Genomic DNA, 26,047 nt, shown 5'->3' with positions numbered 1-26,047 from the left:
AAAAAACTGTAATGAAGTTATGAAAAAAATCTATGCACAATGGCGTATACCGCCGGGCAATCTTTTTGCCACTAAACTTGTGAGAACAATGAAACTGACTGTAATTTTACTGTTCGCCGCTATTTTTGGGGTGTCTGCCACCGGCAAATCGCAGGATGAGCACCTCAACATCAAACTGCACCAGGGTACCCTGCCACAGCTATTTAACCAGATCCAGTCACAAAGCCGCTGGCGTATTTTTTATAAGGATGAACTGGTAAACAGGGAACAACCGCTCACCCTTGAACTGCAGGATAAAAAGATCAATGAGGTACTGGACAAAGCCCTGATAAATACAGGTCTTAGCTACCGCATCATGCGGAACCAGGTGGCTATTATCCCCAAGGAAAAAACGAAGCCCGATCAGCGCCTGTCTACCGCCGCCCTTGCGGAAGACAGCACCTATCTCATACGGGGACGGGTATACGATACACATGAACCGCCGCAGGCGTTGCCGGGAGTAACCATCCGCGTAAAGGACAATAACGCGCTTGGAACCACTACAGACGCCGACGGCTACTTCACTTTCCGGGCTAAAAAGAATGCGGTGCTCGTTTTTACCCAAATGGGTTACCTGCCCCAGGAGTTCACCATTATCCGCAGCCATAACGCGCTCACTATTTCCCTGAAAGAAAATGTAGCCGCACTCGACGAAGTAGTGGTGGTAGGTCTTTCCGAACAACAACGGAAACACATTGCCAGTTCTATCAGTTCGGTAAATATCGCGCAGCAAACCAATGGTAAGCCCATTACTGCTTTATCGCAGGCGCTGCAGGGAGGAGTTACCGGCTTACAGGTAACGCAGAATTCCGGCCTGCCCGGCGGCGATGCTGCCGTGATAAAGATCCGTGGCATCAGCACCGTAAACGCCTCCAATCCCCTGGTGATGGTAGATGGCGTGCCTATGGACATGAATTACATAGATCCTGTTACTGTAGAAAGCGTTACTATCCTGAAAGACGCTGCTGCAGCGGCAGTATATGGCGCCCGTGCCGCCAATGGCGTAATACTGGTAACCACCAAGCGCGGCGTGGCCGGAAGGATAGCCGTTACCTACGACGGATATTATGGCGTGCAATCGCCCTCCTCTATGCCGGCCCTGGTGGAAGCCCCCCAATATATGCGCATGTTTAATGAAGCGCAGGTAAATGCAGGCAACGCCCCGCTCTATTCGGAAGAAGATATTCAACACACGGAAGCAGGAGACGACCCCATAAAATATCCAAATACCGATTGGCAGAAAGAGATCCTTAACCGGGCAGCGCCCATTACCAGTCACTCTGTGGGAGTGAGCGGAGGTAACAGCCTGGCCCGCTTTGCGTTAACCGCCAATTACCAGAACCAGCAGGGAATGATCCCGCTCAATCATTCCAATAAATATAATATCCGCGCCAATACCTCTATCACTATCAACAAAAAATTCCTGGTGTATATGGATATGCTGGCCATCAAACGGAATACTTTCTATCCTAACCGGCCCAATGGTAATGACGGCAACAGGATACTGGAAGACATCTTCCGGGTACCGCCTACCATTCTTCCGAAATATCCTGCAAAAGACGGGGCGCCGGTAATATACGGGCGCTATGTGGATATTGTAAACCCGGTGGCTTATGCAGAACATGGAGGTAAGGCCGCCAACGAATACGGGCAGTCGAGCATTAACCTGCAACCTAAATGGGAAGTATTGCCTGGCCTGAATCTCCGCGGCCAGTTCAGCTTCCGGCTGAACAGTGATGTAACCCGCACTACCCGCGATAACTATTATTTCTTTGACTACTATACCGGCAAACTGGTGCAGACGTGGGGCGTACAACGCTCGGCCAGTATGGCAAGAACCACCTACTACTATGCAGGCGTAACAGCAGATTATACCTATGATCTGAAAGATCATCATTTTTATCTGATGGGCGGTTATTCACAGGAGGAAAATAACAGCGGATACTGGGATGTATATTCCCTGTTGTCATTTTACGGGAAAGTAAATTATTCCTATAAAGATAAATACCTGCTGGAAGGAGCCATCCGTACAGACGGTTCATCACGCTTCGGGCCGGGCCATAAGTATGGAACTTTCCCCTCCGTAGCATTAGGATGGAACATTCATAAAGAGAACTTTATGAAGCCGGTATCTGTCATTAATAATATGAAGCTTCGTGCTTCCTATGGCCGGCTGGGAAATGAGAATATAAATCTTTACCTGTACCAGAATATGATCAGCGCCACAGATGGTGTAGAGTCAATATTCGGTAACCCCGATATCACCTGGGAAACGGTAGACATGCTGGATCTGGGGCTGGACCTGGCTTTGTTCCAAAGTAAACTGGAATTTACCTTCGATTTCTACAATAAAACTACTAACGGCATTATCCTTCAACCACCGGTATCTTATGTAGGCGGTATGGGAACTACTCCCATCAATGCAGGCAAGCTCCGGAACAAAGGAGTGGAGCTGTCGCTGAATTACAACAGTAATATTGGTAAAGATGTTACTATTTCCGTACGCCCGGGTATTTCCTATAACAACAACACCTTCCTCACGGTGCTGGGTGGCCCTTATATTAGTGGCAGAAGTATTAACAAAGAAGGATATGCACTGAACAGTTTGTACGGATATAAAACAAACGGGCTGTTGCAGGCTGCTGATTTTAAACCGGACGGTACGCCACTGGTACCTGTTATGGCCAACGCAAAACCGGGAGACATCCGCTACCTTGATCAGAACGGGGATAATATCATTGATGGAAATGACCAGGGAGTGATTGGCAATCCCACACCCCGAGCTGATTTCTTCGCCAACTTCAGGATCACGTATAAAAAATGGGAACTGGAAATGCTGCTCCAGGGTGTCAGTAAAAATGATGCGGTATTGAGCGGTATGCTGGCTTACCCGCTGGATATGTCGTCTGATGGCGGTATCCCCACAAAATATTACGCTGATAACTACTGGACGCCGCAACGCACCAATGCACGCTTTCCCCGCTTAACTACTACGCCCGACATCAACAAACTATCATCCGATTTCTGGATACAGAACGGCGCCTATGTACGCATGAAATATATCCAACTGGGTTATAATTTCAATGGCACCACCTTAAAACGTATAGGCGTTAACGGTGCCAGGGTGTATGTAAATGCACAGAACCCGTTTGTGTTCACGCCCATGAAACTGGTAGACCCGGAAAGCCGGGGAAATCAATGGACTTATGGCATAATGAAAATGTATACCGCAGGAGTAAGCATTCAACTATAACCATTCAACTTTTAACAATGAAAATAAAATTCAGCATAACAATGATACTGGGCCTGGTATTTTTGTGCTCACCAGGCTGCAAAAAATTCCTCGTTCATGATAATCCATCCGGGGTAACCGATGAAGAATGGTGGAAAACTGAAACACATGCCTATAATGCGCTGGCTTCTATTTATGCAGGGGTACCGGCCGGATCCAGCGGAAGGAACGTCATGTTCTGGTCGGGGCTTAGCGATGAAGCGGTATGCCGGGGCGACTTCCGCGGTAACTACGATATTTATACCCGCGGGTTGCAGAACCCTACCTGGGATGTGGCAGAATGGATCTGGCGGGATGATTATATAGATGTACGCCGTGCCTGCCGCTTTCTTGAGAACGTGGATAAATGTTTTATGGATGATCAGCTGCGCACCCGTATGAAATATGAAGCAAGGGCATTGCGCGCTTTTTATCACATGGAGATCATGTTGTTTTTTGGCGATATTCCCATTGTTACAAAATCGCTTACTCCTTTGGAGAATCATCTCAAAAGAGATCCGCAGGAAAAAGTGTATGAATTTATCCTGGCTGAATTAAAGGAATGTGCGGAGAACCTGCCCAAGGAATATGACAGTGATGAAACCTGGCGTATTTCTGCAGGCGCCTGTAATGCGCTGATTGTGCGACTTGCTTTATTTTTTCACCATTACGATGTGGCAAAGGATGCTGCCGCGAAGATCATCAGTTCCGGCGTTTATAAATTATACCGCAGCGAAAAAGCCGGTGTGAACAGCTATGCGGAATTATTCAGTTATAGTGGTGAGCTGAACCAGGAACGTATCTTTTTCAAGGATGGTGGATGTGGTAACGCGTGGACTACCTTTGCACCTTCTGGTATCGGCGGTGAAACATATGTATCGCCTACGATGCAGGTAGTTGATAATTTTGAGACAAGACAAGGCAAAACACCAGCAGAACTGGGACCGGATTCTGTGGCCATATACCGGAAGAATCCCAACTATAACAACAACCGCGATCCCCGTTTGACAGCTTCTATCCTGTACCCCGGTCAATCTTTTTTAGATGCTAACTATATCCTTTCCCCGTTTGATAATGCCACCAGCAACACCGATAAAATAGGCGTACAGAAATCTACCGCCACCGGCTACTGGATCCGCAAGTACCTGGATGCGCGCGACAGGCAGGCGAGGGGTGGGTCACTCGATTTCATGTACATCCGTTACAGCGAAGTGTTGTTGTCCTATGCAGAAGCCGCTATTGAACTGGGCAACTGGCAGGATCCGTTGGTGATGCAATACCTGGATGAGGTGCGTACCCGGGCAGGCATGCCTGCGGTAGATAAACAACGTTACAACAGCGCAGCCATGCTGCGGCAGCTGGTACGCCGCGAAAGGCAGTCGGAGCTGGCCTTTGAAGGACAGCGGTATTTTGATATCAGGAGATGGGGACTGGTAAAGCAGGTAATGAACGGACCTGTATATGGCGCTACCAATCCCGCAACAGGTGTTGCGGTAAAAGTGCAGGAACGTTCCTATACCGACAGGGATTATCTTTGGCCAATACCTGAAAAGGAAATAGTATCCAACCCGGAAATGACACAAAACACAGGCTACTGATTTTACCGTTTATAAAATTTCCTTTGCTGTATTTGCATATCATCTCTTTAGATTATATCTTACCAATCAGTGAACCACGATATGAGAAAACAGTGAAAATAGCATTATACAGTGAACTAATACTATCAATCAAAACAAATCCAGGCATTCAATTAAACTGAATTATGGCGAAACAAAACAGCGATTCAAGGCGGGCATTCCTCAAAAATTCCCTGGGAGCGCTTGCTGCATTTACAATTGTGCCCAGGCATGTGCTGGGCCGCGGTTACCTGGCGCCCAGCGACCAGCTGACCAAAGCCGTTATAGGCACCGGTGGCATGGGCCGCGGTCACTTTGGCTATGCAGGCACACGGGTAGTGGCCCTTTGCGATGTAGACAGCAGTCACCTGAAACTGGCAATGGACCAGCTGGGTGATAAAAGCAAAGGCGTAAAAACTTTTGCGGATTACCGTGAGGTGATCACTTTACCTGAAGTGGATATTGTGCATGTGGCTACTCCGCCACACTGGCATGGGATCATTGCAGCAGATGCCGCACGCGCGGGTAAGGACATCTGGTGTGAAAAGCCCATGACAGCCACCATTGGTGAAGGCAAGCGCCTCGTGGAAGCTGTGCAGCAGCATGGAAGGATCTTCCGCCTGAATACCTGGTTCCGCTTTGAAGACCGTTTTTATGGAATGGGCACCACCGTGAAACCGATCAAGAAACTGGTAGACAGCGGCCTGCTTGGCTGGCCGCTGAAAGTAACAGTGAGTAAGCATACCGGGTTCGACTGGAAATTTTACTGGGTAGGTAAAACCAACCTGGAAGCAATGCCGGTACCAAAAGAACTGGATTATGATATGTGGCTGGGGCCTGCGCCGTATCGCCCGTATAACCCGCACCGTGTTCACCAAACCTTCCGTGGCTACTGGGATTATGATGGTGGAGGTTTGGGAGATATGGGGCAGCATTACCTGGATCCTATCCAGTATTTTTTGGGGAAAGATGATACCAGTCCTGTAAGTGTGGAAGTAGATGCACCGCAACAACATCCTGATGCAGTAGGTACCTGGAGAAGAATTACCTACACCTATGCAGATGGCTGCCAGATCATCCTTGATGGTGATGGCGCAGATGAAAAGGCCGCTTACATAGAAGGCCCCAAAGGAAAACTCTATCCCGGTTTCCGTTCGGATATACAGGACCTGGAGAAAAAGCTGGCGGCATTTCCCGATCCTGCACCTCAGCAAACAGACTTCGTGGATGCTGTAAAGAACCGCCGGAAGTTTGCATTGAACGAAGAAAACGGGCATCGCTCTGCTACCCTGGTGAACATGGGCAAGATCGCCCTGCGCCTGAACCGCTCGCTCAAATTTGACCCGGTGAAACAGGAGTTTATAGATGATGCCGGCGCCAATGCGCTGATCTATCAGCCAATGCGCGGACCGTGGACTATCTAAACAATCAAGTAAACGAATTATGAAAAAGATATTATACTTACTCGTTGCATTACTGGTTGGCTGGAGTAGCCTGGTTTCCGCACAGGGGCCGTCAGACCAGCGTGCGTTTCATACCAAAATAGCCGATGTACTGGCATTGATGCCTGCTCCCAATAAAACGCAGTTTAACACCAATATGGAATCTATTGCGGCACTGGGAGAGGAAGGGCTTACTACTATTGCCGGTATGCTGGCAGCCCCCGGAAAAGGGAATAATACCCAACTGGAGTACGCATTGGCAGGTTACGCTTATTATGTTACCCAGCCCGGTAAGGAGGCTGCCCGTAAACAGGCCTCTGCTGCGCTTTCCAAGGCACTGGCAAAAACAACGGAACCGGAAAATAAATTCTTCCTCATCACCCAGCTGGAAACACTGGCGGAGGATAATGCTACCAGCACGTTACAGTCGTACCTCACAGATAACCGTCTTTGTGACCCTGCCGCCCGCGCACTGGTAAAAATAAATACACCTGCAGCACAGCAGGCCTTGTTACAGGCGCTCAGCACAGCTTCCGGCAACAACCGCATTACGCTCACAGAAGCGTTGGGGGATAGCCGTTATACTGCTGCTGCTACCGCTATTGCACCATTAGCCGCTAATGCAGATAAAAAACTCGCTAAAGTGGCGTTGTATGCATTGGCACAGATCGGCGCACCGGCTTCTGCGCCGGTACTGGCCACTGCTGCTGCCAAAAGCGGTTACTCTTATGATGTAACTGATGCTACTGCTTCCTATCTGTACTATGCTGCCAATATCACTGATAAGGCAGCCGCAACAAAAATAGCAGAGAACCTGCTTAAGCAAACAAAAACAGATGCACAGGTACACACGCGTACTGCCGCGTTAAAACTGCTTACCGCTATTAACGGGGAAAAGAGTATGCCGCTGCTGTTAGCTGCTGCTGATGATAAAAATGTAGAATACCGTGATGCTGCCCTGAAATTTGCAGGCCAGTATAACTTAGCCGGCAACGCATTGTGGCTGAAGAAACTGTCGGGTGCTGATAATGCCAATAAAGCCGCTGTAATTGGTATGTTGGGAGATAATAAAGTGGCCGCTGCTTTACCTGCTCTCCTGAAGTTACTGGGCAGTAAGAATGAAGGCGTGAAACTGGCTGCCATCAAAGCTGCCGGCAACACCGGTGGTGCAGCTGCATTGCCTTCCCTGCTGCAAACCATGAAAACAGGCGATGCCGCTACCGTGGAAACTGTGAAACAGGCGCTGCTCATTATGCCGGGTGAAGAGGTGGCTGCGCAGACAGGCGCTTCACTGGCAACAATGCCGGCTGCAGCACAAACGGCCTTACTAACGGTATTGGCTGCACGTAAAGCAGACAACCGGGTAATGGATGTATTGCCACTCACCGCCAGTACAGATGCCACTACCCGCAGCGCAGCCATTGCCGCACTGAAAGACGTGGCTACAAAAGCAAATCTCCCCGAACTGTTTACTTTACTTAATAACACCGGCAGCGAGGCAGATATTGCCAGCATCCAGGCGGCGCTTATCAGCGCAGGCGCTACCAGCAATGATGTGCTTACACAAATGAAGCAGGCGCCCGCCGCTAATCAATCCCGCTATCTTCCTGTACTGGCGGGCATTGGGGAAAAAAATGCCCTGTTACCGGTGACCACTGCCTTTACTAACGGTGATGCTGCTACGAAAAAAGCCGCAGTAAGGGCATTGTCTTCCTGGAAAACTACAGCTGCCGCACCGGCACTCTTAAAAATTGCCCGCGACGATGCCGCTTACCGTGATGAAGCCCTGGCCGGCTATGCAGGGCTCACCCGCCGCTCGGGTTTGCCTGCAGATCAGCAGCTGCTGATGTTCCGCAATATAATGGAGCTGTCGCCTTCAGCAATGGTGCAGCAAAAGGCCCTGGAAGGCATAGAGCGTTGTAAAACATTACCTGCTTTACTGTTTGCCGGCAACTATCTCGATAACCCAGCTGTACAGCAGGCCGCAGCCAATGCTGTGATGAACATCGCCCTGGCGGATAAGAGTTATAATGGCGCCATTGTACGCTCCCTGCTGGAGAAAACAGCTAAGGTACTGAATGGGCCCGATGCCGATTACCAGCGGCAGTCGATCCGTAAATACCTGGCTGAAATGCCTGCCGGCGAAGGATTCGTTCCTCTCTTCAACGGTAAAGATCTTACCGGGTGGAAAGGATTGGTAGAAAACCCGGTGGTCCGTGGTAAAATGGACGCTAAAGCACTCAGCAAGGCACAGGATAAAGCAAACGATAACATGCGTAAAGGCTGGTCGGTGAAAGACGGCTTGCTGGTATTCGGTGGCAGCGGTGATAACCTCTGTACCGAAAAGAAATATGGCGACTTTGAAATGCTGGTCGACTGGAAGATCACCTCACAGGGCGACGCCGGTATTTACCTTCGTGGTTCGCCCCAGGTGCAAATCTGGGATACCTCCCGCACCGATGTGGGCGCGCAGGTAGGCTCTGGTGGTTTATACAACAACCAGCAGCATGAAAGCAAACCACTGAAACTGGCAGACAATGCTATCGGCGAATGGAATCATTTCCGTATCCTTATGCAGGGGGATCGCGTAACAGTATATCTCAATGGAGAGCTGGTAACCGATAACACCATCCTGGAAAACTACTGGGACCGCAAACTGCCCATCTTCCCGGAAGAACAGATCGAGCTGCAGGCACATGGCACCTATGTCGCATACCGTGATCTTTACATCCGCGAAATTCCGCGTCCGAAGCCTTATGTGCTGAGCGAGGAGGAAAAGAAAGCCGGCTACAAAATGTTGTTCGATGGCACCAACATGCACGAATGGACAGGTAATACCAAAGACTATGTGATCGATAACGGTAACCTGGTGATCTATCCTACCAATGGAGGTCACGGTAACCTGTATACGAAAGACGAATACAAAAACTTCTCCTTCCGTTTCGAGTTCCAGCTAACACCAGGCGCTAACAACGGCCTGGGTATCCGCGCACCACTGGAAGGTGATGCCGCTTATGAAGGTATGGAATTACAGATACTGGATAACGAGGCAGATATCTATAAAGACCTGCATGTATACCAGTACCATGGCTCTGTATATGGTGTGATTCCTGCTAAACGCGGTTTCCTGAAACCAGTTGGTGAATGGAATACAGAGGAGGCCATCGTAAACGGTACCCATATCAAAGTAATACTTAATGGCACTGTTATCCTTGATGGTGATATTGCCGATGCCCGTAAAAACGGAACCCTGGATCATAAAAACCATCCGGGTCTGAACAGGGAAACCGGTCATATCGGTTTTCTTGGCCATGGGTCTATTGTAAGATTCAGGAATATCAGGGTAAAAACACTGTAGTTTTTTGTTTTGAGATACAGAACCGTTCCCGCGCAGGTGGGGACGGTTTTTTTATGTCGACTTGATAAGTATGAGTATTTAAATACAACGAACGTGTTAACCATTAATTTGTGAATAGTCATTTTCTTTGTGTGTAGATATTTGTTAGCCTTATTATTAACTGTGGTGTTCAACCCGTTCATTTTCCTTTACTTATGAAGTATTGTTTTCTTGTAGCCTTTTGCGTCCTGACAGGGATTAGCCTTAACATTAATGCCCAGAATAAATTGGAAGCCACTGGCAATGCCGGTATTGGCACTACTGCACCGACTGAGAAGCTGGAGATATCTTCGGCTGGTTTGTCGAATATTAAGTTGACGCATACATCGGATGTACTGGATGTTGTTGGCGCCGTTAAGTTTAATATGGCCGGCTCTGACCTCGGAAAGCTGGAAGTAGAAAGGACTATTGCTTCTGGAAGGATGTCAGCGATGAAATTTTTTGTACGAGGCAGTGGAGGCGAGTTTGAAGCAATGAGGATTGTAAATAATGGATTTTTGGGAATTGGAGAAACGTCACCGGCAGCCAGACTTCATGTAACAAGCATGCCCGGAACTGTATTTGCCAGATTTACACAAACAGATGTTGCTGCGACTGATGGTGCACTTAGTTTTATGAACGCTACCGGTGCCGTGGGCAACTTTATTCCTAATATCACCGGTCGAAGTTATGTGCCAGGCCGCTCAATTGGCCTTTATTTTATATCGGAGGTAGAAGACGTACTTCCCGCTTCTGATATTCCTTACGGAGGGATTATACTCGATAGCAGAAATAAAACAGGTGCAAGACTTGCAACTGCCAATGTCTTGTCGGTTAACAGCGCCGGCGTAAACCTTATGCTGGTAAAAGCCAATGGTAGTGTTGCTATTGGAACTACAGACACAAAAGGCTATAAACTGGCCGTAAATGGCAGCGGCATCTTTACAAAAGTAGTGGTGAAGTCCTATGCTAACTGGCCGGATTTCGTTTTTCACCCCAATTACAAATTGCCTGCTTTATCTGAAGTAGAACAGTTTGTTACAAAAAATCAGCATCTCCCCGGTATTCCATCTGCCAGCGAAGTAGAAAAAGAAGGAGTAGATGTAGGAGAGATGAACAAACAACTTTTGCAGAAAGTTGAAGAGCAAATGTTGTATATTATAGAGATGAATAAACAATTGGAGGCCCTTTCTAAAGAAGTGGAAGTACTGAAGCAGAAGATCGCCGCAAAATAACCCCCTTTATTTGCTATGAAAACTATTTATCAACTGACCTTATTACTCTTTGCCTGTCTGTATACGGCCCAGGGGCAGGACAGTCTGCTGCAGAAAGCGAATGCTATTCCCGGGAAGTACCTGTCGCAGGTAAAACAAAAGTCCGATAAAATGGAGCGGCAGATCACGGCGCGCAGTGAAAAAGCCCTGAGCCGCTTTATGAAGCAGGAGGAAAAGCTCAAACGCAGGCTGGGCAAAATTGATTCCCTCAAGGCAAATAATCTTTTTGCCCACTCCATCGATTCCCTCGGCAGCCTGAAATCCCGTATGAAAGGCAAGTTGGGGAAATACTCCGGCGCATTAACCCAGGGAGGGCCCTATCTTGATAGTCTCAGTAACTCCCTGTCTTTTCTGAAAGATTCCAAAGGATTACTGGAACAATCCAAAGGCATTACCGATAAGCTGAACGGCTCCCTGAAATCTGTAGATAATCTGAAAGATAAACTCGCCCAGGCAGAACAGATCAAAGCGTATATCCGTGAACGTAAGCAATTGCTGAAGGAGCAGTTAAGTCAATATACCGGCTTTACGAAGGATCTTCAAAAAATGAATAAGGAAGCCTATTACTATGCGCAGCAATTGAAAGAGTATAAGGAAGTCTTTAAAGATAGAAAGAAAGCAGAACAGAAAGCAATGGAAGTGATTAAGAAGATCCCCGCTTTCAATGACTTTATGCAGAAGCATTCCCAGCTCGCCAGCCTTTTAAATATACAAGCCGGCACCGCATCTGCGCCCAACCTAGAAGGCTTGCAAACCCGCAACCAGGTGGAACAGCTGATCCAGCAGCGCTTAGGCAGCGGCCCCAATGCCAGCGCCGCAGTAAGTCAGCAAATGGCCGAAGCCCGCAGCAAATTCGATGAACTGAAAAGCAAGTTCCCTGATCTTGATAACGCTGCAGAAATGCCGGACTTCAAGCCAAAGGAAATGAAAACAAAGAGCTTCCTGCAACGACTGGAGTTTGGCAGCAATATCCAGTTCCAGCGCAGCAATAAATTCTTTCCCTCCACCGGCGACCTTGCAGGACAAGCTGCCTATAAGTTTCACAAAAACGGAAGCGCCGGTGTTGGTCTTTCCTACAAACTGGGTATGGGTACCGGTTTCGATAACATCCGTTTCTCCAGCCAGGGTATGGGTATCCGCTCTTTCATCGACTGGAAACTAAAAGGCACCTTTTTCCTGAATGGTGGTTATGAACAAAACTATCAACCTGAATATGCCGGGGTACCTGAAGGGGTAGGGCAGAAGTGGACCCAAAGCGGGTTGATCGGGATCAGTAAGAAGTATAAGATCAACAGTAAGCTGAAGGGGAATATGATGGTGTTGTTTGACTTTTTGTATAACCAGCATGTGCCGCGGACGGACCCGGTGAAGGTGAGACTGGGGTATAATTTTTAGAGAGAGAATTAGTATTTAAAGACCTATACTTTTATTAAGAATGAAGTGTTCATTGTTCAGGCGTAGTATCATTCGCCACATTTGTTTACAGATTGCCATGTACTGTATTTGCGCAATGCAATTGTTAGCCCAATCGGTTGATTCTAAGATAACGCCCCCCAGGCCAGTACCGCCTTCCCCGGAAGTAGCGTCACTATTTAAATTCAGTGAATTGCCGGTAACACTATATACTGGACTACCCAATGTGAGTATCCCTATGTTTGAGATAAAGTTAAAGGACCTGACGATTCCAGTTACATTGCAATATCACACCGGAGGGGTAAAGGTAGATGAAGTGGCGTCCAATGTCGGAATGAACTGGAATTTATCTGCAGGGGGAAGCATAAACGCAATGGTACGTGGACACGATGATTTGAGTAATGGCTATCCGGGGTATTTGCCTATTACTGATCAGATTTATGCAGGACATGGACAGTACGATATAAACCAACCTGAGGGTGGTGTTTCATTTCTGTGGTGTAGAGATGTTGCTGCCGGGCTTTCGGATCCCGAACCAGATATGTTTAATTTTAGTGCACCAGGTATCAATGGTAAATTTTTCCTTGGATTAGAAGGGGCTGCGCATATAGTTCCTGTACAACCGGTGAAAGTGAAACTTTATGATGGAGATGGAATTAAAATAGTAAGTGAAAAAGGGGTTGTTTATTATTTCAATAAGCGTGAGATCAGCTATGCCACCATGGCCGGATCAGCAAATGATAATTATTATCTGACCCGCATCATTACACCCTCAAAAGACACAGTTGACTATGTTTATGAGGCCAGCAATTATACTTATAAAAGTTATTTTGGTGAATCCCGTGTGAAATTTATATCCGGCGTAAATAGTCCGGAATTGCTTGCACAGGCGGGAGATGTAATTGCGCACCTAAATAGCTATGATAGTATACGGGTAACAGGATGGCGGATTAAGGCGATCAATTGCACCAATGGTACAAATGTGAATTTTTCTTACCTCTCAACTGGCCGTAAGGATTTACCGGGAACAAACGCCTTAAAAGATATTTCCTTGTATTATAAAACCGGCTTCATCAAGAAGTTTGTACTGAAACAGGAATATCGGGGGGATTCAACAAAACCCGACTTGTGCAGATTGTGGCTGTCAGAGGTGTATGAAGAAGGGAAAAACGGGATGAAGGTAGCACCATACAAGTTTTTTTACGATCCTACCGCGTTACCCCCAAGGCTTAGTAACGGACAGGATCATTGGGGTTACGCAAACAGTGGCGGAGGAAACACTCGTTTGCCGAAAAATGATATTTATTGGCCATTAGATCCTATATGGGCAAACAGGGAGCAGGATACCAGTAAATCAAAGGCTGGTATTATGACAAGGTTGCAATATCCCACAGGAGGAAGTACCGATTTTACATATGAACCCAATGACATCTGGGTAGAGAATGAGCAAACGATTACATATAGCGCTGTAACGGAAGGGGTATACGGTACGCCTTTCACACGTAGGGAGCGGACCTTTACAATTCCTTCTGGTGCGCAGTCTAAGAGAATATTTTATAATACTTATGTATCACCTCCTTCAACAGGAGGTGGGGGCGGTGGAATCGAAGATCCCCCCGGAGAAGACGAAGGTACCTGTAATATAACTGTAATAAGACCTAATGGATTACCACCTTTAGACTATTTAGGCAGTAATTCAAATCCAAATGGGGAAGCTGTTAATTGGGGGCCTGGTCAATATACGGTTATTGTAGATACTTATGGTGATAATTCGAGATCTTTTTTTGAACTGAAATATGAGAAGTACGATACTTCATATTACACAGGTAACAAAATAGTAGGTGGCTGGAGAATAAAAAAGCTGGCATATAAAGATCCGTTTACTTCTGCAGGGGATAAGGTATATAATTATTCCTATACACTACCTGATGTAGTTCCGTCACATTCAAGTGGTACATTACCTGCATCAAAGCCGCAATACGAATATTTTCGTAATCTCACTTTGCGCAAAATAATTCAGGGAACAGGGGAGTTTTCAGGGCCGGAGATTATAGAACAGTCCTGCATGGTAGCAGTACAATCGGCCAATAGTTTACTGCCGCTCTGGAATGACCATGGACATATTTTCTACCCATCGGTAACTGTATATAATGGAGATAATGGCGCGAATGGGAAAACAGTGTATAATTTTTCCTATGCAGCGAATATGGGTGGATACTATGGATACCCATTTGTTCCCTCCAGCAATTTCGACTGGCTATGTGGCTCGCTCCTGAAACAGGACGATTTTATTAAAAGAACTGATGGCACTTATAAGTTACTTCAAACTACAGAGAATAAATATGGCGTAGGGCCTGATTCGGTATACTGGCGTTTGATGTATAACGCCCCCGAACCACCAGCACATTTGAAGGGTATTGGTGTTACTGTACGTGAAATTGTACCTGAAATGTCAACTGGGTTAACTGTAAAGCCACCGCGTTTTGATTTTAATGACTATCATTATATCTCTGCCTGGCTTCATCTGGATTCCTCCATTGTTACACAATTTTCGCCAACTTCTGTCGACCAGTTAAGAACAGCTACTTCTTATAAATACACAAATGGATTAAGTTTACAACCAACCGAGGTGAAAACGGTTAATAGTAAAAACGAGCAGGTAAGTATCCTCAATACTTATCCGAATGATTATAAAGGCACTGCAGTATACGATACTATGGTAGCTCGTAATATCATTACGCCAGTCATTCAGCAAACTCAATTTAATAACACTGGTAATAAGGTCCTGCTTCGAAAGCAGACGAATTATACGCGAACCTCAGCAGATATTTTAGTTCCATCAAGTGTTCAACAGGCATTGTATACTAATAGCCTTGATACGGAAATCGTGTATGCAAAATATGATGAAAAGGGTAATCTACTTGAATACTACGCTAAAGACGGGGTGCCACATTCTTTTATTTGGGGGTACAATAACAATTATCCGGTGGCGGAAATCACGGGTTGTGATTATGCCAAAGCCTTGTCATATATAAGACCTGCCTTACTTAAAGATCCGGTAGAACAACAATTACGTGACGAGTTAAATTTGATTCGCAGCAAATTGTTGGCAGAATCTGTAATGGTTACCACTTACACCTATGCGCCTATGATAGGTATTACCAGTGTCACCGATCCTGCCGGGAAAACATCCTATTATCAGTATGATGATTTAAACAGATTGAAAGTAATACTGGATCAGAATGGCAAGATATTAAAACAGTACGACTATCAATATCAAAAACCGGTTCAGTAAATGAAGGAATGATGACAAGAACTTTTTGGTTCAATCCGATTGATTTTTGTTATTGGTTTCAATAGTTACAAGTAAAATAATTTTATGTTTCATTTATCCCCCCGTACGTTGAGAATATTTTTTTATATATCCCTGTTATTAATTGTGATTAACGTTCAGGCACAAACGCCCGGCGGAACACAATTACCAACAGCCATCCCTGTTGCTGTTCCCTCCGCCTATACCAATCCGTTAATCAACTATGTCCGCACCTGGGAACCGGCATTACCAACTACCGATACCGCTTATGTAGCCTCAGCCAGCCGGACGGTAGCGGAAGTCAGGCAAACAACCGCTTATGTAGATGGCCTCGGAAGACCACTACAAACCGTTGCCAAAGCGATGAGCTTTGGAGGTAATGATATCGTATCTCCTGTTGTATATGATCAGTTTGGACGGGAGCAAACTAAGTATCTCCCCTATGTTCCTCAAAACGTAAAAGATGGAAAGTTTAAAACTGATCCGTTTAATGCACAGAGAGCTTTTTACCAGAATACAACTCTTGCACCCGGAGCGGCAGGGGAAAGCGTTTACTACTCCCGGACTGATTATGAAGCATCTCCATTGAACAGGGTATTGAAAACTTATGCCCCTGGTAACAGCTGGGCAAAGAATGATCCTTCTACAGTAGAAAGGGGAGGGAATCATCCTATAGAAAATAAGTACCTTATAAATACCGTTGCAGATTCGGTGCGGATCTGGGAATTTACAGCCGGGGCTGTTATTCCCACCAGCGTATCCGGACGCATATATGCTGCTGGTCAGTTGTTTAAGAATGTAACCGTCGATGAAGCCGCTAACCAGGTGGTGGAATATAAGGATAAGGAGGGCCGGGTGATATTGAAGAAAGTACAGTTAAGTTCAACCCCTGGCTCTGCGCACATGGGGTGGCTATGTACCTATTACGTTTACGATGACCTGGGCAATTTGCGGTTTGTAATACCTCCAAAAGCAGTGGAAGTCATCATCAGTAACTGGACGATCAGTACTGCCGTCGCAGCAGAGCTCTGTTTTATATACCGCTATGACGGCCGTAACCGCATGATCGTTAAAAAGGTACCTGGTGCAGACTCCACAGAAATGGTGTATGATGTACGTGACAGACTTGCTTTTTCACGTGACGGTAATTTGAAAGGCAAAAGCTGGCTCGTTACTTTTTATGATGGACTGAACCGCCCCACCATGACCGCTCTGTACAATGTTGCCACAGACCGCGCTACCTTGCAGGCAACCATGAATACCGCAACCAGCAATACGCAAAGCCTATCTTATAATTTCCCTGGAACAGCAGACCTGGTATTGGCTAACCATAATGGAAGCGTTTCCTACCAGGCCACCAACAGCATTACACTTACAGATGGCTTCGATACCGGAACCGGTGCAGAAGTAGTTGCAGAGATTAATACTTCTGCTATTAATGGTAATGCAAATGTTACTGTCACCAATCCACTGCCTAATATCCCTATCAGTGCATTAACACCGCTGACTTACACCTTTTATGAGAGTTATGGATTTTCTGGTAAGCAGAGCTACGCCAGTGCGGACACAGGTAAGCCTCAAGCGGGCAATAACTTATATAAGGAAGCATTGCCCGCTGTTGCCAGCACTATGATAAAGGGCTTGGTTACAGGCACCAAAGTAAGGGTACTAGGTACAGATCAGTGGCTTACAACCACCAACTATTACAATGACAAGGGGCGGTTGATCCAGGTATTGGCAGATAATCTTAGCGGAGGACAGGATGTGACCACCAACCTCTATGATTTTAACGGGAAGTTATTAAGCTCTTATCTCCGTCATCGGAACCAACGCAGTGGTAGCATTCCGCAAACCGATGTGTTAACTATGTTGGCATATGATGCCGGTGGGCGGTTGCTTAATATCAAAAAGCGGTTAAATAATGATGTAAACATGGAAAGAACGATAGCTGTAAATGAGTATGATGAACTTGGCCAGCTAAAAAGGAAACGTTTGGGCGTGACCGGTACCACACAACTGGAAACATTAAATTATGAATATAATATCCGTGGCTGGTTAAGGTCAATTAATAAGGACTTTATTCCAACAGCAGGAAGTACAACAAACTGGTTTGGACAGGATTTGAGTTATGACTATGGCTTTACATCAGCCCAATTCAATGGTAATATTTCCGGTACTAAATGGAAAAGCCGCAGTAATGGTATTGCACGTGCCTATGGATATAATTATGATAAAGCCAGTCGCCTGACGGGGGCACAGTTTACCCAACAGAATACAGGTAGCACCAACTGGACAGATAATCTGGCCAATTTCTCCGTAAGCGGCTTGTCATATGATGCCAATGGTAATATTTTGTCCATGAACCAGAAAGGACTGAATGGTGCAGTTGTACAAACCATTGACAGCTTAAAGTATGGTTATCTTACAGGTAGTAATAAACTCTCCTTCGTAACAGACAGGGCGAACAACACGCTAAGCCAGTTGGGTGATTTTAAGGAGATCAACAACAATGAAACAGCAGATTATACGTACGATGTCAATGGTAACCTTACTAAAGATCTCAATAAGAACATAGCTGCTATCCGTTACAACCATCTCAATCTGCCGGATAGTATAGCCATCACCGGGAAAGGCGTTATTAAATACCTGTATGATGCTGCTGGTAGCAAGCTGAGGAAGATTGTTACTGATAATACGGCTACCCCGGCTAAAGTTACCACAACAGACTACCTCAATGGTTTTGTTTACCAGAATGATACGCTGCAGTTCTTAGGCCATGAGGAAGGGCGGGTGCGAGCCGTTTTTCAACCGGGCCAGCCATTGGCGTTTAAATATGACTACTTTGTAAAAGATCATCTTGGCAATGTGCGGATGGTATTAACAGAACAAACAGATTTCTCCATGTACGCAGCCACCATGGAAACATCAGCCGCTGCAACAGAAACCGCTTTATTCAGTAACATTGATAACACCCGTTCTGCCAAACCTGCCGGATATCCATCAGATGAGAGCGCAGGTCCCAATGCCTCCGTGTCGAAACTAACCGCTGTTAGTGGTGGTAAAAAGATAGGTCCTTCTCTTGTGCTTAGAGTGATGGCTGGCGATACTATTCAAATAGGAGCAAAGGCCTTCTATAAATCCACCGGGCCTCAGAATAAAAATACCCCATCAGCGCCGGCAGAAAGCATGCTGGCGGACCTGGTACAAGTGTTTAGCCACGGAGCTTCAACCGATGCCACCCACGGTATTGCATCTTCTGAGCCGGTAACGCCATTTAACAGCAGTTTCTATAATAACGACTACCAGCGCCTGAAAGAAAAGGAGCCTGATCAGCGGAATGCCAACAGACCCAAAGCATATCTTAATTTTGTTTTGTTTGATGATCAGTTTAAATTAGTGGATGGGAACAGTGGTGTAAAGCAGGTAAAAGCAGAACCGGACCAGCTGCAAACCCTGGCGCAGGATAAAATGGTGATGGAGAAGAGTGGGTTTCTGTACGTTTATACAAGCAATGAAAGCCCACAAGAAGTATTCTTTGATAATGTAGTGGTGACCCAGGCGAGTGGACCGCTGTTGGAAGAGACGCATTATTATCCGTTTGGACTCGCGATGAGTGGGATAAGTTCGAATGCGCTCAAAGGTGCGAATTACGCGGAGAACAGATTGAAATATAATGGCAAGGAGTTGCAAAGTAAGGAGTTCGGAGATGGTTCAGGATTGAACTGGCATGACTATGGAGCAAGAATGTATGATGCGCAGATAGGAAGGTGGCATGTTATAGATCCTAAATCTGAGACTTATTCTTTGGTAACTCCATACAATTATGCATTAAATAATCCGATATTATTTGTTGATCCGGATGGTAAAGATGTTGGAGTAAGTATTGATCGCGAAAATCATCGAATAGTTCTGTCTTCCACTATTTATGTCTTTGGCAATGGTGCAAAAGATAAAGCTGCGTCTTATTCAGAAGCTGCAAAAAAATATGCCGGACTTGGTGGAGAATATAAAGATGATGAGGGAAATACTTGGAGTATTAGTATTAATATGGATTTTGTGGAAGGTACACCCGAGGATCAGAAAAGAATAGAGGAAGCTGGAAGTGGAGTGGCAGCGGAGAATATGCTTTTTTTAGATCCAGGGAGAGAAGGTGCGAGCAATGTTTCAGTTGTTGGGCCGGATGGAAGGCCTGAGAATAATGTAAAGCAAGAAACTGAATTTAGGAATGGAATACATGTTCCGGTGAATAAAACGTTTCTTACTTCACGTAAATCAGAACTGCAAAGTACTTCTGTTTATTACTCATCAGCCCTGACAGCTATTCATGAAACACTTCATCAATACGGCTTAAGCGATAGGTATAAAGGCAAGAATGGATTGAAAGAAACACCGGCGAATTATAAAAATGACATAATGGGAGAGGCTTATGGTTTAAAAGACGCTGGATTTAGTCAAACACATTACAATAATATTGGAAGCCAAATCCTGGAGTTAAGTAAAGTAAAGAAAAGCGATAATTTTATTTCGAATGTGGTTGTTGATTTGGATCAAAATGGAAAACTAAAAGGTCAATAACTATCAAGTATGAACAAGTTTATATCTATACTGCTTTTGCTGGTTATCAGTTCCTGTAACTATAAATTTGTAGTTAATAAGGATAGAGTATATAATTCAAGGAGCGGGTATTTACTTTTCTTGAATAGGCAGAAATTTTTCTTTCCCTCAAAGAATATCGAAGGGAATAATTTTTTTTCAGACAGGAAAAAAAGACCTGGCTACATCATATCCTTTGATAAAGAAGAAGATGTTCTTTATCATGTAGCTGAAAAGTATGTCGTAGATTATAATTATAACGGGGAAGACTCCTCTGTCCTTATTAGAGATACAATTAAAGTTCTTCCAGTTATAATAGGCTCATTGCCTTATAAGTTGAAAGGAAAAAGGGGGAAGGGAGTATTGACTATTAAGTATGTAGATAAATTATTAAACTTAGAATACTATAATACTAACAATGAAGCGGTATGGTCCGTATCTCCTCTCTTATCCCAGGATATTAATGAGGCGTCACACTATTACGATCAATAGTGGGAGGGCATGGACTGTTTAAGATATAACAAACAAGTGCCCTGCAATCTGCAGAGCACTTGTTGTTATAATATTTAAATATTTTCTTAATTATTTTTCCCCGCCGGGTCCTGCCTGAACATCTTCGCTAACATCCCATACAACTCCGGATGCTTCTCCGCCAGCAAATCCGGCCGCTCAAAAAAGTACTCGGATATCACGGCAAAAAACTCTGCTTCATTCATCGCTCCATAAGGATTAATATCCGTATGCCCTTCCGATATCTGCTGAATGGTTTGATGCACCAGCTTCATCCACGGAATGCTATAGCTATGATCCAGCAATTTACTGGGAAAGCCATCTATGGAGCCATCGGTTTTATCCAGCAGATGAACAAATTCATGTATGGCGGTATTGTTTTTATCGGTTACATTGGAGAAGCCTTCCCGCAGGGCGGAGCGGGAAAGGATCATTTGACCGTTCAGGGCGCCGGAACCTACCATGCCGAGAATGTTACGTCGATTGCCCTCATACTGGTAGCTTTCGTCGAAGGTATCAGGGTAAAGGATCACGTTGGTGAGATTAAAATATTCCCAGTCTTTGAACCCAAAAATAGGTATGATGCCGCTGGCGGCTACCAGCACGCGATCCAGCGGTTCTACTTCGGTGCCTACGCCTTCTATGCTGGTGCGTTTGAGGAAGCGTTGCACCATGGCTTCAAAACGCGTTTTGTCGGCAGGTTGCAGTTGCTGGTAATAGCGTACATGTTCTTCTAACAACGACTGGTACCCATCGGGTACGGCCGTTTTCTTCCCTTTCCGGCGACTGTACATATTCTGAAAGTACAGGAACAGGATAAGTCCTATCATTATCAATCCAAATAAAACCATGTCTGTAGTTATTTTCTGTATGCTTTAAACTCTGATCCTTTCTTCCATGCAGGGAAACTGCTTTCATTGCTAAGCTGGTAGCCAACGTCGAACAGGAGGCGGATGTCTTCTACCATACCGTCCATGTTCCAGGTATTGGCGTCAAATTCATCGGCAGGGGAGTGGTAACGCAAACGGTTATACGCTGCGGTTTGCTCTTTCCCCCAGCCGGGTTCGTGTCCTAATGCATCGTTGCCAGGGCCGATATATAACCCCGGTACGCCTTTCTTGGCAAAGTTGAAATGGTCGGAACGGAAAAACCATCCGCCTTCAGGATTGGCTTCCGGAACAGTGATCCGCCCTTGTTTTTGGGCAGCGCGCAGGGCATATTCATCGAGCTCCGATTGTCCATATCCTATTACCGTGATGTCACGGGTACGGCCAAACGTATTGAGTACATCAAGGTTAATGTCGGCAACGGTTTTCTCCATCGGGAATACGGGGTGCCCGGCATAATATTCCGAGCCCAGCAGTCCCTGTTCTTCCCCGGTAACGGAAAGGAACAGGATGGAACGGGCTGGCGCCTGCGGCAGCCTGGTAAAGGCTGTGGCCAGTTCCAGCAGTCCCGCGGTGCCGGTGGCGTTGTCTACGGCGCCATTGTAAATGGAGTCGCCTTTAACGGGCTCGCCTATCCCAAAATGATCCCAATGAGCGGAATATACTACACATTCCTGCGGGCGTTTGGCGCCGGGTAATACAGCCAGCACATTATGCGAGGTGGATTTTTTGATGGTATTATTTATAACGAGAGATGTATTTAAATGAAGATCCACCGGCTTGAAACCTTTGGTCCTGGCCTGCTGCATAATACCGGGCGATACGCCGGCCAGCTGGAATATCTTCTTTGCCGCATCCAGCGTGATCCAGCCTTCCAGTGCGGTACGATGCATGTTGTTATTGGCGGTTTGTAAATGCAGCTTTGAGTTGGACCAGCCGCTGCGTACCACTTTCCATGGATAACTGGCTGCAGCCGTTTCATGAATGATGATCACGCCGGTAGCGCCCTGTCGCGATGCCTCTTCAAATTTATAGGTCCAGCGCCCGTAGTAGGTCATCACGCGGCCTTTGAACAGGGTGCTGTCTGCAAAGCCGGGATCGTTGATCATCACTATCACTGTTTTCCCTTTTACATCCAGTCCTTTATAATCGTTCCAGTTGTATTCGGGTGCTACAATACCGTAACCGGCAAATACCAGTTCACTCGTGGGAATGGTTACCTGTTCCTGTACCCGGCGGGTGGCTGCTACAAAATCTTCCAGGTATTGTAACGACAATTCACCATTAGGGCCTTTTATCACCAGGTTGCCGGAGGGTTTGGAACTGATGGATACCATCGGTACCTCCTGGAAATAACTGTTGCCGTTGCCAGGCTTTAGTCCCATCTGCTTAAATTGTGCAGCAAGGTATTGAATGGAGCTGTCTTCCCCGCGTGTAAAAGGTTTGCGGCCCTCAAAGGCATCGGAGGCAAGTACGCTGATATGCCGGGCAAAATCAGCCGGGTTAATGGCTTTGATGGCTGTTGAATCCTGCGCCGTGAGCCGGGTAAGCGGTAACAGCGCCGTTATAGCCAGTATAATGGATGCTTTCAATGTTTTTATGGTTTATTCAGGGCAAAAATTAGCGGACTTAAGCTAGATTTCCAAAAATAAGCATAGATGATAGTACGCGGATATTTTTTAAATAGCGTGGGAAAAAGGATTTTTTCGGTTAAAATCTGCACACTATTGATTAATTACAGCAGCGTGCTATCGGGCCTCCACGGCTATTTTTGTTGACATAAAAAAGATAGGAAAATGGCAGCAATTAACTGGCAAGGCGTATTTCCCGCACTGCTTACCCCTTTTACTGCGGATGATCATATTGATTATGAGATGTTCGACAAAAACCTGCAGGCACAGATCGATGCAGGTGTTAATGGTATTATCCTTGGCGGCTCGCTGGGAGAAGCCAGTAGTTTACTGAATGAAGAAAAGTATGCGCTCGTGCGGCATGCGGTAGCTTTCCTGGCCGGTAAAGTACCGGTAGTGATGAACATCGCTGAACAAACCACATCTGCTGCTATTGCCTGCGCAAAAGCCGCGGAGGAAGCCGGTGCAGCAGGGCTTATGCTGCTGCCTCCCATGCGTTATAAGGCAGACGACCGCGAAACGGTTGCCTACTTCCTCGCAGTTGCAGGCAGCACGTCTTTACCAATTATGATCTATAACAACCCGGTGGACTATAAGATCCTGGTTACCCTGGATATGTTTGAGGAACTGGCCAAAGCGCCTAATATCCAGGCAGTAAAAGAATCTACACGGGATACCACTAATGTAACCCGCATGATCAACCGCTTTGGCAACCGTTTCAGTATTCTCTGCGGTGTAGACACACTGGCGCTGGAATGCCTGGTACTGGGCGCCAATGGCTGGGTAGCCGGACTGGTTGATGCTTTCCCACGGGAAACAGTAGCCATTTACCGCCTTGTAAAAGCAGGCCGTATTGCGGAAGCACTGGCTATTTACCGCTGGTTCATGCCGCTACTGGAACTGGACATCGATCCCAAACTGGTGCAGTATATCAAGCTTGCAGCTGCTGCAACAGGCATCGGCAGCACATATGTGCGCGCACCCCGTTTAATCCCGGTAGGAGCCAACCTGGCCTACGCGGAAAATGTAATTACAACGGCATTGGCTAATCGCCCCCAATTGCCGGATTATTTAAAACTTCCTGCATGATAACAGGCAAAAATATCATAGGTTTCGCAACAGTTGCTACGGGAACGGATACACTTCGTGCATTCGATCCCGTTAGCAATACGGTACTGCCGGAAACGTTTTTAACTGCTACAACGGAAGAAGTAAACCAGGCAGTGGAAAAGGCTACGGTGGCCTTCAAAATATACCGTCATACTTCCCCTGAACAACGCGCACAGTTCCTGGAAGCCATCGCTACGGAAATTGTTGCTGTCGGTGATCCGCTGCTGGAAAGGGCGGTAGCTGAATCCGGCCTGCCGCTGGCCCGCATCACCGGCGAGCGTATGCGCACAGCAAACCAGCTTCGCCTGTTTGCAGCAATACTTCGGGAAGGGTCCTGGGTGGAAGCAGTCATAGATCCTGCGCAACCGGAACGTACACCGCTACCGCGGGCGGATATACGAAAAATGCTGGTACCGCTCGGCCCGGTTCTCGTATTCCCTGCCAGCAATTTCCCGCTGGCATTTTCTACTGCCGGTGGCGATACTGCTTCAGCACTGGCGGCCGGAAACCCGGTTATCGTGAAAGCCCATGAATCACACCTGGGCACAAATGAACTGGTGGCCGTCGCTATACAAAAAGCAGCACAGGCCTGCGGTATGCCGGATGGCGTGTTTTCCAGCCTGAACGGCGCCGGCGCATTGCTGGGTCAGCAACTGGTAAAACATGCAGGTATCAAAGCCATCGGCTTCACCGGCTCCTTCAAAGCAGGTACTGCTATTTTCGATGCAGTGAACCAACGGGCCGAGCCCATTCCTGTATACGCGGAAATGGGCAGTATTAACCCGGTATTGTTACTGCCAGGCAAACTGGAGGCAGCTGCGCAACAAACGGCACAACAATACGCCCAATCCATTACACTGGGCACAGGACAGTTCTGCACCAACCCCGGCCTGCTCATTGCTTTGGCGGGTGAGGCTACAGAACAGTTTGCTGCTGCGCTGCAAAAGGAAATGGCGGCTATCCAACCCGCTGCCATGCTCAATCCCGGTATCTGCTATCACTATTATGAGAACAGGGAACAACTGGCGCGCAGGAAAGGTGTGCAAACACTGTTTGCCGGTCCGCCGGAGAAAAGCGCTGTCAAAGGATCTCCGGCCCTTTATCGGGTGGCGGCACAGGATTTTATAGCCAGCGATGAACTGCAGCAGGAAGTATTCGGGCCTTCTTCACTTTTGGTAGTGTGTGAAGACGATACGGAACTATTAAACTTGTTGCTACATTTACATGGTCAGTTAACAGGCACGGTAATGGCCACGGATGCGGACCTGCAAACATACGCAGCAGCAGTGGAAACCCTTTGCCAGAAAGCCGGAAGGGTGATCCTCAACAATGTGCCCACCGGAGTGGAACCAGGTTATGCCATGCATCACGGCGGCCCGTTCCCCGCTACCACGGATATACGGAGCACATCTGTAGGCGCTTCGGCAATCGTACGTTTCGCAAGGCCGTTATGCTTCCAGGACTGGCCACAGCAGCTGCTTCCGGATGCACTGAAAGATGGCAACCCGTTGGGTATCTGGAGAAAAATAAACGGTCAGTTGACAAGAGACGCCGTTAGTAGTTAAAATATTG

13 protein-coding genes are annotated in these 26,047 nt (G+C 46.6%); 11 read left to right on the top strand and 2 right to left on the bottom strand.

The window, feature by feature from the left end; all coding sequences use genetic code 11:
* Window positions 1-19 precede the first annotated feature (19 nt).
* From ABIE50_RS24010 to ABIE50_RS23970, 9 genes are all read left to right on the top strand, one after another.
* A complete protein-coding gene (locus tag ABIE50_RS24010) occupies window positions 20-3,292 on the top strand; it encodes a TonB-dependent receptor (protein ID WP_209858883.1) in 3,273 nt (1,090 codons plus the stop codon).
* A 17-nt stretch (window positions 3,293-3,309) separates the two neighbouring features.
* Window positions 3,310-4,908 (top strand): RagB/SusD family nutrient uptake outer membrane protein, encoded by a 1,599-nt coding sequence (locus tag ABIE50_RS24005; protein WP_209858885.1) that lies wholly within the window; start codon window positions 3,310-3,312, stop codon window positions 4,906-4,908.
* A gap of 164 nt (window positions 4,909-5,072) precedes the next feature.
* Entirely contained in the window at window positions 5,073-6,350 is a 1,278-nt protein-coding gene (locus ABIE50_RS24000; protein ID WP_142688091.1) for a Gfo/Idh/MocA family oxidoreductase, read from the top strand.
* A gap of 19 nt (window positions 6,351-6,369) precedes the next feature.
* On the top strand, window positions 6,370-9,726 hold the full coding sequence (locus ABIE50_RS23995; RefSeq protein ID WP_209858886.1) for a 3-keto-alpha-glucoside-1,2-lyase-like domain-containing protein: 3,357 nt from the start codon (window positions 6,370-6,372) through the stop codon (window positions 9,724-9,726).
* A 194-nt stretch (window positions 9,727-9,920) separates the two neighbouring features.
* Window positions 9,921-10,979 carry a hypothetical protein gene (locus ABIE50_RS23990; protein ID WP_209858888.1) on the top strand — a complete coding sequence of 353 codons (1,059 nt, stop codon included), beginning with the start codon at window positions 9,921-9,923 and terminating at the stop codon, window positions 10,977-10,979.
* Between the two features lie 15 nt (window positions 10,980-10,994).
* Window positions 10,995-12,413: a hypothetical protein gene (locus ABIE50_RS23985; protein WP_354028155.1), complete on the top strand. Its 1,419-nt coding sequence runs from the start codon at window positions 10,995-10,997 to the stop codon at window positions 12,411-12,413.
* A 256-nt stretch (window positions 12,414-12,669) separates the two neighbouring features.
* Window positions 12,670-15,726 carry an RHS repeat domain-containing protein gene (locus tag ABIE50_RS23980; protein WP_209858896.1) on the top strand — a complete coding sequence of 1,019 codons (3,057 nt, stop codon included), beginning with the start codon at window positions 12,670-12,672 and terminating at the stop codon, window positions 15,724-15,726.
* Window positions 15,727-15,870: 144 nt separating this feature from the next.
* Window positions 15,871-20,319, top strand: coding sequence for a DUF6443 domain-containing protein (locus tag ABIE50_RS23975; protein ID WP_354028154.1), 4,449 nt, complete (start codon window positions 15,871-15,873; stop codon window positions 20,317-20,319).
* Between the two features lie 9 nt (window positions 20,320-20,328).
* A complete protein-coding gene (locus tag ABIE50_RS23970; RefSeq protein WP_209858900.1) occupies window positions 20,329-20,829 on the top strand; it encodes a hypothetical protein in 501 nt (166 codons plus the stop codon).
* An 86-nt stretch (window positions 20,830-20,915) separates the two neighbouring features.
* Here the strand turns inward: ABIE50_RS23970 and ABIE50_RS23965 are convergent, their stop codons facing one another.
* Window positions 20,916-21,677 carry a M90 family metallopeptidase gene (locus ABIE50_RS23965; RefSeq protein ID WP_209858902.1) on the bottom strand — a complete coding sequence of 254 codons (762 nt, stop codon included), beginning with the start codon at window positions 21,675-21,677 and terminating at the stop codon, window positions 20,916-20,918.
* 29 nt (window positions 21,678-21,706) lie between these two features.
* Window positions 21,707-23,326 (bottom strand): M28 family metallopeptidase, encoded by a 1,620-nt coding sequence (locus ABIE50_RS23960; protein ID WP_354028153.1) that lies wholly within the window; start codon window positions 23,324-23,326, stop codon window positions 21,707-21,709.
* A 204-nt stretch (window positions 23,327-23,530) separates the two neighbouring features.
* On the opposite strand from ABIE50_RS23960, the gene ABIE50_RS23955 reads away from it, so the two are divergent.
* Window positions 23,531-24,454, top strand: coding sequence for a dihydrodipicolinate synthase family protein (locus ABIE50_RS23955; RefSeq protein ID WP_209858903.1), 924 nt, complete (start codon window positions 23,531-23,533; stop codon window positions 24,452-24,454).
* Complete coding sequence (locus ABIE50_RS23950; RefSeq protein ID WP_209858905.1) at window positions 24,451-26,040, top strand: aldehyde dehydrogenase (NADP(+)); 1,590 nt, start codon at window positions 24,451-24,453, stop codon at window positions 26,038-26,040. Before ABIE50_RS23955 ends, ABIE50_RS23950 begins: the two co-directional genes overlap by 4 nt.
* Window positions 26,041-26,047 lie beyond the last annotated feature (7 nt).

It is taken from the genome of Chitinophaga sp. OAE865, from assembly GCF_040546735.1.
In the GTDB taxonomy this organism is placed as follows: domain Bacteria; phylum Bacteroidota; class Bacteroidia; order Chitinophagales; family Chitinophagaceae; genus Chitinophaga; species Chitinophaga polysaccharea_A.
This window is presented reverse-complemented; position numbering and strand designations above follow the sequence as displayed.